This window comes from Luteibacter sp. KNZ12-1A, from assembly GCF_056755675.1.
The window spans coordinates 1-11,320 of the sequence record NZ_JBPGXU010000006.1 but is presented as its reverse complement, the minus strand read 5'-3'; the positions used below and the strand labels follow the sequence as shown (position 1 = coordinate 11,320).

Sequence of the window (11,320 nt, the reverse complement as noted above, 5' to 3'; positions counted from 1 at the left end):
CATCTCATGAATCCTGCCGCAAAAGCACTATTACTGACAGTCGCAACCGCCATCCTCCCGGCAACCGCCTTGGCAACCACCGCACCGGCCACCATGTGCGGCAAGTCCGACCAGGTCGTGTTTTCCTGCCCCCTCGCCGGCAGCACCAAGACCGTTTCCATGTGCGCCGCAGGTGACGTGGCTCACGGTGACGGACGCTTCTACTACGCCTATGGCCGTGACGCAGCGAAACCCGAAATGACGTTTCCGGCCACTGGAAACGAGGGTGAGTTCACGCGCACGCACCTGACCTTCGCCGGCAATACCGGGGGCTACGCCTATGCCTTCACGAATGCCGGTTTCAAGTATGTCGTCTATTCCGTGTCGGGCTCCAACAACCTGCAGGACGGTGGGTTGGTGGTCTTGAAGGATGGCCAGGCAAAACCGGTGAAGCAAAGCACTTGCCAGGCCGGCAAGGCCACCGACACGGATGAAGACGCACTCATCGACGCGACACTCAAATGGAAGAGTGACCCCGCGATCGAGAAAAACGGGATCCCCACGCGCTGATCGCTCGTCGGATCCTTCCTTTCATTAATCAGGAGTTACACCATGTCCGCGAAAGAAAACGCCGACTATCTGATGGATGCCGCCATGAAGGCGGGTATTACAGACCCCAAGGAACTGAGCAATTTCATGGGCCAGATGCAGGTCGAGTCGGGTGGATATTCCCGCATGACCGAAGGCCTCGGTTACTCCGGTAGCCGTCTCCTCGAGGTGTTCCCCGGCCGCAACGGGATGAATACGCTCGCCGAGGCCAACAAGATCGCCGCGGGCGGTCCCGAGGCCATCGCCAACGAAATCTACGGTGGCGCCTGGGGCAAGAAGAATCTCGGCAATACCGAGCCCGGAGATGGCTGGACCTTCCACGGCCGTGGCTATGTCCAGCTCACCGGCCGCGCCGGCTACGAGAAGATGGGCAAGGAACTGGGGCTCGATCTCGTGAATCATCCCGAGCTCGCGGAAGACAAGGAAGTGGCTGCAAGGATCGCCATCCAGTACTGGAAGGATCGCGTTCAGGCCAATGGTCACCAGACCGACGTGGACGCCGCATGCAAGGACATCAACGGCGGACACAACGGCCTCGGCGAACGCAGGAACGCGGCCGAGGCATGGCAGAACGCCATCGAGAAGGGTTACAAGCCGGGCGGCCCCGAAGCGATGCCCACCGCGAAGGCCTCGCACGGCATGAGCAAGGAAAAAACAGAGCAGGTGCAGACGCTGCTCAATGCCCATGGCTACACCGATTCAGCGGGCCACCCGCTGAAGGTCGATGGTCATGCCGGCAAGGAAACCCGCCTTGCCATCGAGCGCTTCCAGGCGGACCACCACTTGAAGCCGGACGGCGTGGTCGGCCCCGCGACGTTGAAAACACTGGAGCAGACACCGCAACGGCAAAATACCCCGTCCACCGCACCGGACACCGGCAAAACCGCCCGTCACACCGAGGCCCCTTCGCTCGACCATGCCAACCATCCATCGAACAACATGTATCGCCAGGCGCTCGAAGGCGTCCAGCGTCTCGATGCGCAGCATGGACGGGCCTCGGGTCCGCATACGAGCATGATCGCGGGCTCACTCACGGCCGCCGCCGTGACGAACGGCATGCAACGGATCGACCACGTGGCGCTCAGCGACGATGCCAGCAGGGCCTACGCGATGCAAGGCGATGCCAAGTCGCCGTTCAAGCAGGTCGCCGAAGTCGACGTGCTCCAGGCCACGCGGACGCCGCTGGCACAGAGCAGCGCGGAAGCCATGCCACACGGCCAGACGCAGGCTCAGGCGCAACAGCACGCGGAAGCGCAGGTGCAAAGCCAGCAACAGGGTCCATTGCGGGCGTAAAACCGGAGGAGCCGCCCCGCGAGGGGGGGCTCCTCACATCCCGTCAGCGATGCAGGCCAGGCTGTTCCGGCTGGGGCTGTGGTTGCTGTGCCTGCTGCGGCGTTGACTGCTGGGGAACTTGCGCGGCATTTTGCTGCCACTCGGCGCTGCTTTGCGCCACGCTCTTCCCCACCGCCTGGCCTACATCGACCTCGGCGACCTGCTTGAACGGCGAATTCAGGTCGCCCTGCACGGCATAGGCACGCTTGGCATCGTCGCTCAAGGCGACATGGTCGATGCGGGTCATTCCCTGCGCCTTCGCGGAAGCGGCCAACGAGCCCGCCAGGTTGGCGCTTAGCTGGTCGGGGGCACGCCCCTGCTTCGCATCCAGAGCATATACACCCGCTGTCGCCTGCTGGAACATGGCATGGCCCGGGTGTGACGCATCGGCAAGGGAGACCGGCGAAGGTGCCGGCTGCATGGCCTGCTTCAACGCATCGAACGTCTTCGTTCCCGCGATGCCATCGTCAGTGAGGTGATGATCGCGCTGGAAGGATTGCAGTGCGGCCTTGGTGTTGCCACCGAAGTCGCCATCGGGCGTGATCGGTCTTCCGTCGGCCCCCTTGTAGCCGAGCTGGACCAATTGGGCTTGCAACGCCCTCACTTCGGGACTGTGGTCGTGCTCGCGCAACGTGCCGGCGCGCTGGACATGATCGCCACTTGCGTTGCCCGGATGGGAAGGCTGGCCACGCCCCTGGCCCGGATGGGTCACGTGCAGCAAACGCTCTTCGGCACCGTTGCGGCGGACGTTCACATCGAGGGTATGGTCGGCATTCCTCACCGTGTGGATATCCCGGCTGTCGACACTGCTCCATTGGCCGTCGACCAGTGCATGACCGTTCCCCTTCCTGTCCCACATCAGCATGTCGCGACCTTCCGCGTAGAAGCCGCGGTCCCTCGCTGTCTGGGCATACGAACCGTTCTGGCCGAGCGCCTGGATCATCGGGCGGCTATGTGCGGGATCGACGAAGGCATCCTTGATGACCGCATACTCGTGAGGGAGGTTCGGATGTGTCGGATCGTTGCCGAGTTGCGTGGGATTGACCGTGGGATTGGCGAGCACGTTGTCCCATGCGGGGCGCATGGGGTGATTGGAGGGCGTCGCACGCAGGTCGTTGAACAGCGCCGTTCCTTGCAGCGCGTGGTCCCGCCCGTCGGTGACATAGTCCGCATAGCGATTCAGCGAGGCGCTCACCTCGGCCACACTGTGATGCTCGCCGCTTTCGATCTGTTGCAGCAAGCGATTGCCGTAGGTCTCGCTCTGGTTATAGAGCTTCGCCGTGATGCCGATGAGCCTGGCCTGGTCCTGCTCCGAGGCGTTCTGGTAAAGCGAGGTACGTTGCAAGGGAGCGACGGCGTTCGTCATCAGCCGGTCCACCTGCGCCGTATCCCGCGCATGGACGAATGAAACACCCGCGTCGCTCGCCATGAAAGCATCCAGGTGCGACTTGACCGTCGCGTCGAGTGGCCGGCCATGCTGCGCTTCGATCTGGTGCCCCGTACGCCCCAGGTCCGCCGCGGTCTGGTTGCGCTGTGCCGCCGACAATTCCCAATCCGGATGCTGGGTCCTTGTCCACGCCTGGAATGCATCCGTCAGTTGCGTCGCCACCTCGGGGTGCTGTCCCAGGTCAGTCTGCAAGGTGCCGATCGAGTAACCGCTGTTCCCCACGGGAATCAGGATGGGATTCCCGTGCGCGTCCCTTCCGGTATTTCCGGCGAGGCTCAGGCGATATGCCACGTCGGAGCCTTCCGACGTCACGCCAATCGCAAAGTAAGCCAGCGCGCGGGCTTCGTTGTCGGTCAATCCAGGCATGCTCTATCTCCTTCAGGGACGTCGTCAGTTCGAACCGGTCGGACAACGGATATCCAGCGGCACCTTTTCGCCGTGGACCGTGCGATGCAATTCCACGTATTTTTCGAACTTGCCGTCGGCGGGGGAGCCCCACGTCCGGTACCAGGCGAGATCCTTGCCAACAGGCACGAAGTACGCGTCGTCACCCGTACCGTAGGCCGGGCATAGCGGGAAGCCGCCCCGGGTCTCTTCGTCGCTGCAAAAGCGAACGAAGAGCTTGCCCTCCCGCAGCTGGCCCTTGAACGAGCCCGACTCGCCTCCGGCTCGTGTACCGTCGGACCACGTCCCCTCGACATCGGCGCCCGCCGGTTTGGCGGAAAACTGCACGTAATGCCCGGAACCGCAGTCGCTGCGATAGCCCCAGTCGCCCTTCACGGTCTCTGCCGAGGCAGGAGCAACGCCTATGCGTTGTTCGAGTTCAGTGGCCCTGCCAGCCGTTCGACCGAGGGAGCATTCGTTCTTCGCCACGTCCTTGCCATTGCCTTTGCCGCACGCCTTGTCGCGGTCAGCCAGCCATTGGCGTTCTTCATTCCGTAGCGTCGTCCGCTTCGCCTCGTCGAGCGATGCCGCCAATGTCCGGTATGCGGCATTGAGGCGGGCGTCCTGGTAGTCGTACTCCCTGGCGATGCATGGTCCGCGGTCGCCGCCCTTGGTCGCATCGACGCAGGCCCCGTAGGACGGGCTCATCCGCGCCTGCACGTCGTCGCCTGACGGCATGCGAGGACTTGCAAAGGCCGCTTGGCCAGCGAGCAGGAAGGCCAAAGCCGGCGCCCCGAGTCGGGCAAGGCGGCGTCGCCGCGTCGTTTCCATCTGCGTGCCGAACATCAAGACTCCTTTGGCATATGGTCCTGGTTCCCCGCTTCGGAGGATACCAGCCACCATCGCCGGGAAACCGTGCATGTGTCAGCCTTCCGCCCTGCACGATGGCCGTTCCCGGCAAGCCCGCCCGACGTCGCTTATCATGTACGGCCAGCGTGCCGGCATCGGCCCACCTCCATCGATCGACCTCGGAAAATCATGGCTCTAGCAGAAGACACCTCGGTGGGCGCCGGGCATACGCCCTTCATGCGCCAGTACCTCGCGGCGAAAGCCGAGCATCCGGACATCCTCCTGTTCTTCCGGATGGGCGACTTCTACGAGCTTTTCTATGACGACGCGCGCAAGGCGGCGCGGTTGCTCGACATCACCCTGACCCAACGCGGCCAGTCGGCCGGCGCCCCCATTCCCATGGCCGGCGTGCCTTACCACGCCGTGGAAAATTACCTGGCTCGGCTGGTGAGGCTGGGCGAATCGGTGGCGCTGTGCGAGCAGATCGGCGACCCGGCCACGTCGAAGGGTCCGGTCAAGCGCGAGGTCGTGCGCATCGTCACGCCCGGCACCGTGACCGACGCCGCGCTGATGGAAGAGCGCCGCGACAACCTGCTGCTTTCCATCGCCGCTGGGTCGAAGGGCTACGGACTGGCCTGGGTGGACCTCTCCACCGGTCGCTTCCTGCTCACCGAAGTGTCGTCGGCCGAAGGGTTGGCCGCCGAGCTGGCTCGCCTGCAGCCCGCCGAAACGCTGGTCGGCGAGGACGTGGCCTGGCCCAAGCTCGTGTCCTCCCTGCCGGGCCTGCGCAAGCGCCAACCATGGCACTTCGACGGAGATGCGGCCACGCGCGAGTTGTGCCGCTTCTTCAAGACACGTGACCTGCTCGGTTTCGGCGTGGATGGCATGCCCCTGGCCATCGCCGCGGCCGGCTGCCTGCTCGGTTACGTCGAGGAAACCCAGAAGAGCGCCCTGCCCCATCTCACCGGCATGGCGGTGGAGAACGCCGGCGAGACCATCGCCATGGATGCCGCCACGCGGCGCAACCTGGAAATCGACACCCACCAGAGCGGCAACGTCGAGAACACCTTGCTGGGCGTGCTCGACGAGACGGTGACGCCCATGGGCGCGCGCCTGCTGCGCCGCTGGCTCAACCGTCCGCTACGCGACCGCCACGTGCTGCGTGGCCGTCACCAGGCGATCGGCAGCCTCATCGATGCACGCCGTCACGCGACCTTGCGCGAGCGCCTGCGCGGCATCGGCGACCTAGAGCGCATCCTGGCGCGCGTGGCCTTGCGCTCGGCGCGTCCGCGCGATCTTTCCACGTTGCGCGATGGCCTCGCCGCGGCCCCCGGGTTGCGCGACGACATCGCCGGCATCGACAGTCCCTTGTTGCACGGCCTCGTCGAACGCATCGGCGATCACGCGGAGACCGCCGCCCTGCTTGCCCGTGCCATCGTCGAACAGCCGCCCGTGCTGCTTCGCGACGGCGGCGTGCTCGCCGAAGGCTACGACGAGGAACTGGACGAACTGCGCCGCCTCTCCACCAACGCCGATCAATTCCTGGTCGACATGGAGGAACGCGAGAAGGCCGCCAGCGGCATCCCGACGTTGAAGGTCGGCTACAACCGCGTCCACGGCTATTACATCGAAATCACCAAGGCGCAGGCGGAGAAAGCGCCACAGCACTACACGCGCCGGCAGACCACGAAGAACGCCGAGCGCTACATCACCGAGGAACTGAAGCAGTTCGAGGACAAGGTGCTGTCCGCGAAGGAACGCTCGTTGATGCGCGAGCGGGCACTGTACGAACTGCTGCTCGACAAGCTGATCGAGCACTTGCCCGAACTGAAAACCGCCGCCGCGGCGATGGCCGAACTGGACGTGCTGGCCAACCTCGCCGAGCGTGCCGAGACGCTGGACTGGGCGGCACCGGCATTGACCGATGTACCGGGCATCCGCATCGATCGCGGCCGCCATCCCGTCGTCGAGAAGGTTCGCGACGAACCCTTCGAGCCGAACGACCTCGCCCTGGACAAGAGCCGCCGCATGCTGGTGATCACCGGCCCGAACATGGGCGGTAAGTCCACCTATATGCGCCAGAACGCGTTGATCGTGCTGCTCGCGCACGTGGGCAGCTACGTGCCCGCATCGGCCGCCACCATCGGGCCGATCGATCGCATCTTCACCCGCATCGGCGCCGGCGACGACCTGTCGCGCGGCCAATCCACCTTCATGGTGGAAATGAGCGAGACGGCGAACATCCTGCACAACGCCACCGAGTGCAGCCTCGTGTTGATGGATGAAGTCGGCCGCGGCACCAGCACCTACGATGGCCTCTCGCTGGCGCGCGCCGCGGCCGTCCATCTGGCCGCCACCAGCTGCGCGTTCACCTTGTTCGCGACGCACTACTTCGAACTCACGGAGCTGGCGGGCGAATTCCCGACCATCGCGAACGTCCACCTCGACGCCGTCGAGTACGGCGAACAGCTGGTTTTCATGCACACCGTCAAGGACGGTCCGGCGAACCGCAGTTTCGGGTTGCAGGTGGCCGCGTTGGCGGGATTGCCCAAGTCCGTGATCGCGGATGCGCGCCGTTATCTGTCCGCGCTGGAACAGGGACACGAAGTCACGGCCGCGGTTGTGACACCGCCTGCGGCGGCGCCGCAGATGGGTTTGTTCGCACCGCCGCTGCCATCCCCCGTGGAGGAAGCGCTGCGGGCGGTCGATCCGGACGACCTGTCGCCGCGCGAGGCGCTCGACCAGCTCTACAAGCTGAGGAAAATGCTGCGTTGAACCATAGGGCGCCGCTATCGGTTCGATTCGAACAAACGAATTCCCTAAGCCGGCGGCGCTACCTATAGTTTCCAGGCCGCTTTCACGGGGCCTTATGACTCTCCATCTTCCGGCCCCGTGGCGTCCCCCTTCCCTATCCGAGTCAGCAGCCCGGGTGGGGATTCGGGGGGCGGTTTTTCTGGGGCTTGTGTCAGAGGGTCTTCTTCAGGTCCTGGATCAGGCGCCGGGCATGTTTGTCCGGACGTGAGTCGGGGCGCAGCAAGGCGCCACCCGTGAGGCGGCGATCCTCTTTCCGGCGCGCGCGCTCAGCGATGCTTTCTTCCGTTTCCGTGTAGAGCTTCTGCGCTTCCGGCGCCGGTCCGCGCTTTTCCGAAAGCGCCAGGACAACGCAGGCCAGACGCTCCTCGCCCCGGTTGATCCGGAGCGTGTCGCCCACGTGCACCAGCTTGGCAGGCTTGCACGTCGCGTCGTTGAGTTCCACCTTGCCGCCATCGATCGCCTGCTTGGCCAGGCTACGGGTCTTGAAGAAGCGTGCGGCCCAGAGCCACACATCGGCGCGTACACCCGGGGAGGTCATCGGATCGGTCATGCGCAGAGGGTATGGTCGTGCCCGTGCGTTACCAAGGCTCATCCTGCCGGCAGGAACAGATTGCCCACCGGAATCGTCACCAGGGAGAGCAGGATGCCCGCACCGAGCACGGTATTGGCCAGGCGCGGTTCCAGCCCGTACTGATCGGCAAGGATCGCCGCCGAGATCATCGGTGCCATGGCGGCCTGGAGAACCCCCACGGTAAGCGTCAGGCCCCCGACGCCCGCGGCCAGACCGATGCCCAACGTGGCAAGGGGCGCCAACAGCAGTTTCCAACCGAGCCCTGCGAGCAGCGGCCCGATCTGCTCACGGCGTAGATGCAAGTGGAATTGCAGACCCACGGAAAACAGAGCCAGTGGCGTCAGCGTCTGGCCAATCTGCAGCAACAGCTTCTCCACCGCTTCCGGCCAGCCCCCGGCCAGGCCCACGATCACGCCAGCCACCAGCGCAAGAAACGCCGGGAAGGTCAGCACGCGATGTGCGATCGCAGGAAGGCTCGCACCCCGTCCTGAATAGATCGACGCCACGACGATGCCCCCGGCGGCCAGCAGCGGAAAACATCCGAGCTGATCGGCGATCACGGCGATCGAAAGGCCCGCCTTGCCATGCAGGGCCTCCATCATCGGATAGCCCATGAACGAGGTATTGCCGAGTCCGCAGACGAGGGTCAGGCAGCCGATCCGGTGCGGCGACCACGAGAGCACCTTGCCGAGCGTGGCGAACACGGCCCACGCGCCGAAGAAGGTCACGTACATGCCCGCGACGGGAAACCATAGCTGCGCATCGACCGTCACCTTCGGCACGAGCGCCAGCACGAGCGCAGGCAGCGCGATATTCAGCACCCACCAGTTGATCCCGGGCACGATCCCTTCGGGAAGCGCGACGAAGCGCCGGCAGAGCATGCCGAGGGCGAGGCAGACGAAGAGGATCAGCAAGGCGGACATGGACGGCGACGATAGCAGCGGCCACTGCGAGCTGTCATTCGTGCGACGGCCAGCTCACGAAGAACCTACTTGCGAGGGGCCTGCTTGCGGGGGCCTGCTTGCTAGGGGCCTGCTTATCTGTGGGAGCCGCTTCAGCGGCGACGGGTGCTTGCTACAACCTGGCCCGCTGCCGCGGATCGCCGACAAGGTCGGCACCCACCACACTGACGGCCCACTTACCCAAGGGGGCCTGCTTGTCTGTGGGAGCCGCTTCAGCGGCGACGGGTGCTTGCTACGACCCGGCCCGCTGCCGCGGGATCGCCGACAAGGTCGGCTCCCACCAAGTTATCCTGGACTAGCTGAGCCATCCAAAACTGGCCTGGTGGGAGCCGACCCTGTCGGCGATTCGCTGTGACTAACCCAGCAACACCCGGTTCATCCGCTGCACGAACGCCGCCGGATCTGCGAGTTGCGCGCCAGCCGTGATCTCCGCCTGCTCGAGCAAGAGCCCCGCGATATCGCCAGCCTTCGCATCGTCGCTCTCGCCGGCCAGCCGCTTCACCAGCGGATGCTCCGGATTGAGTTCCAGCACGGCCTTCGACTCGGGCACGTCCTGGCCGGCTTCGCGCAACAGGCGTGCGAGGTGCGGGGCCAGGTCGAAATCCGCCAGCGCCAGGCACGACGGCGAATCGGTGAGGCGCGCCGAGACACGCACATCGCCCACGCGATCGCCGAGCAGCTTCTTCGTGCGTTCCAGCAACGGTGCGGCCTCGACCGCGGCGGCTTCCTGCTTCGCCTTGTCAGCTTCGTCCAGCGGGAACTCGCCCTTGGCGACGTTACGCAGGCGCTTGCCTTCGTATTCCGTCAGGTAGCCGAGCATCCACTCGTCCACGCGATCGGACATCAGGAGAACCTCGATGTCCTTGGCCTTCAGCGCTTCGAGCTGCGGACTACCGGCAGCGGCGGCGTAGCTATCGGCGGTGACGTACCAGATGGTGTCCTGTCCCACCGCCATGCGACCGATGTAGTCGTCGAACGAAACCGTCTTCGCCGCGCCGTCGCCCTTCGTGGAAGCGAAACGCAGCAGCTTGGCGATGCGTTCACGGTTCGCCGTGTCCTCGACGATGCCTTCCTTCAACGTGTTGCCGAAGCCGGCGAGGAAGGTGGCGAACTTTTCCGGCTCGTCGCGCGAGATCTTCTCGAGCAGGTCGAGCACCCGCTTCACGCAAGCAGTCTTGATCCGCTCGAGCTGGCGATTCTGCTGGAGGATTTCACGGCTCACGTTGAGCGGCAGGTCGTCGGCGTCGACGACACCACGAACGAAGCGCAGGTAGTTCGGCAGGAGCTCCTCGGCCGCATCCATGATGAAGACGCGCTTGATATAGAGCTTCAATCCCTTGCGCTCGTCGCGGCCGCCCATCATCAGGTCGAATGGCGGTTGCTCCGGCACGTAGAGCAGCGTGGTGTAGCTCTGGTTGCCCTCGACACGGTTATGCGTCCAGGCGAGCGCATCGTTGAAGTCGTGGCCCAACGCCTTGTAGAAGTTCTGGTATTCCTCGTCCGTGATTTCGCTCTTCGGACGCGACCACAATGCGGAGGCCGAATTGATCGTCGTCCACTCGGTCGGGTCCGGCTTGCCGTCCTTTTCGGCGGGCATGCGGATCGGGAAGGCCACGTGGTCGGAGTACTTGGTGATCGCGCTGCGCAACGTCCAGGACTTGAGGAACTCGTCCTCGTCGGCCTTCAGGTGCAACACCACCGTGGTGCCGCGCTCGGTGACGCTGGTGTCTTCCAGGCTGTACTCGCCCTTGCCATCGCTTTCCCAGCGAACGCCCTCGACGGCGGGCAGGCCGGCACGACGGGTGATCACCGTGACCTTGTCGGCCACGACGAAGGCGGAGTAGAAGCCCACGCCGAACTGGCCGATCAGGCGGGCGTCGGCCTTCTGTTCGCCGGAAAGGGCTTCCAGGTAACGCCGGGTGCCGGAACTGGCGATCGTGCCGATATTGGCGACGACCTCGTCCCGGCTCATGCCGATGCCGTTGTCGCGGACGCTGATGGTTCGCGCCTCCGGATCCCAGCTGACCTGGATGCGCAGGTCGGCATCGCCATCGGTGAGGCTGGGATCGGCCAGCGCTTCGAACCGCAGCTTGTCGCAGGCGTCGGAGGCGTTGGAGATCAGCTCGCGAAGGAAGATTTCCTTGTGCGAGTAGAGGGAATGGGTGACCAGGTGCAGGACCTGGGCGACTTCGGCTTCGAACTTACGGGTTTCCTGGCTCACGGTGCCGTTCCTTCAGGGTGGGACAGACACCGGATTATGTGGGCGGGGCGGGGCCGAAAAAAGGGTGCGTTGTCGCTGGAATCGCCGCCCCCGGGGGGGGCCCCCCCCCCCGCCCCCCGCGCCCGCCCCAGGCCGGGGGGGGAGGTGGTGGG

8 protein-coding genes are annotated in these 11,320 nt (G+C 65.0%); 3 read left to right on the top strand and 5 right to left on the bottom strand.

The window, feature by feature from the left end; all coding sequences use genetic code 11:
• Positions 1-6 precede the first annotated feature (6 nt).
• Together ACR9ZJ_RS02620 and ACR9ZJ_RS02615 are read left to right on the top strand one after the other, a co-directional pair.
• On the top strand, positions 7-549 hold the full coding sequence (locus ACR9ZJ_RS02620; protein ID WP_481286799.1) for a hypothetical protein: 543 nt from the start codon (positions 7-9) through the stop codon (positions 547-549).
• A 42-nt stretch (positions 550-591) separates the two neighbouring features.
• Positions 592-1,881, top strand: a complete 1,290-nt coding sequence (locus ACR9ZJ_RS02615; protein ID WP_481286798.1) for an XVIPCD domain-containing protein — start codon at positions 592-594, stop codon at positions 1,879-1,881.
• A gap of 43 nt (positions 1,882-1,924) precedes the next feature.
• Here ACR9ZJ_RS02615 and ACR9ZJ_RS02610 read toward each other — a convergent pair whose 3' ends face one another.
• Together ACR9ZJ_RS02610 and ACR9ZJ_RS02605 are read right to left on the bottom strand one after the other, a co-directional pair.
• The gene (locus ACR9ZJ_RS02610) at positions 1,925-3,733 is read right to left on the bottom strand and encodes an XVIPCD domain-containing protein (protein WP_481286797.1); all 1,809 of its coding nucleotides are present in this window, start codon (positions 3,731-3,733) and stop codon (positions 1,925-1,927) included.
• Positions 3,734-3,757: 24 nt separating this feature from the next.
• Entirely contained in the window at positions 3,758-4,672 is a 915-nt protein-coding gene (locus ACR9ZJ_RS02605) for a lysozyme inhibitor LprI family protein (protein ID WP_481286796.1), read from the bottom strand.
• A 117-nt stretch (positions 4,673-4,789) separates the two neighbouring features.
• On the opposite strand from ACR9ZJ_RS02605, the gene mutS reads away from it, so the two are divergent.
• Complete coding sequence (mutS, locus tag ACR9ZJ_RS02600; protein ID WP_481286795.1) at positions 4,790-7,375, top strand: DNA mismatch repair protein MutS; 2,586 nt, start codon at positions 4,790-4,792, stop codon at positions 7,373-7,375.
• Between the two features lie 190 nt (positions 7,376-7,565).
• On the opposite strand, the gene ACR9ZJ_RS02595 is transcribed toward mutS, so the two are convergent.
• The 3 genes from ACR9ZJ_RS02595 to htpG form a co-directional block, all read right to left on the bottom strand.
• Positions 7,566-7,964 (bottom strand): RNA-binding S4 domain-containing protein, encoded by a 399-nt coding sequence (locus tag ACR9ZJ_RS02595; RefSeq protein ID WP_481286794.1) that lies wholly within the window; start codon positions 7,962-7,964, stop codon positions 7,566-7,568.
• 38 nt (positions 7,965-8,002) lie between these two features.
• On the bottom strand, positions 8,003-8,908 hold the full coding sequence (locus tag ACR9ZJ_RS02590) for an AEC family transporter (RefSeq protein ID WP_481286793.1): 906 nt from the start codon (positions 8,906-8,908) through the stop codon (positions 8,003-8,005).
• A gap of 394 nt (positions 8,909-9,302) precedes the next feature.
• Positions 9,303-11,168, bottom strand: coding sequence for a molecular chaperone HtpG (htpG, locus tag ACR9ZJ_RS02585; RefSeq protein ID WP_481286792.1), 1,866 nt, complete (start codon positions 11,166-11,168; stop codon positions 9,303-9,305).
• Positions 11,169-11,320 lie beyond the last annotated feature (152 nt).

Coding starts and splice junctions, on each gene's coding strand:
- ACR9ZJ_RS02615 (WP_481286798.1), top strand. CDS start 592: ATGTCCGCGAAAGAAAACGCCGACTATCTGATGGATGCCGCCATGAAG.
- ACR9ZJ_RS02610 (WP_481286797.1), bottom strand. CDS start 3,733: ATGCCTGGATTGACCGACAACGAAGCCCGCGCGCTGGCTTACTTTGCG.
- ACR9ZJ_RS02590 (WP_481286793.1), bottom strand. CDS start 8,908: ATGTCCGCCTTGCTGATCCTCTTCGTCTGCCTCGCCCTCGGCATGCTC.
- ACR9ZJ_RS02620 (WP_481286799.1), top strand. CDS start 7: ATGAATCCTGCCGCAAAAGCACTATTACTGACAGTCGCAACCGCCATC.
- mutS (WP_481286795.1), top strand. CDS start 4,790: ATGGCTCTAGCAGAAGACACCTCGGTGGGCGCCGGGCATACGCCCTTC.
- ACR9ZJ_RS02605 (WP_481286796.1), bottom strand. CDS start 4,672: ATGCACGGTTTCCCGGCGATGGTGGCTGGTATCCTCCGAAGCGGGGAA.
- ACR9ZJ_RS02595 (WP_481286794.1), bottom strand. CDS start 7,964: ATGACCGATCCGATGACCTCCCCGGGTGTACGCGCCGATGTGTGGCTC.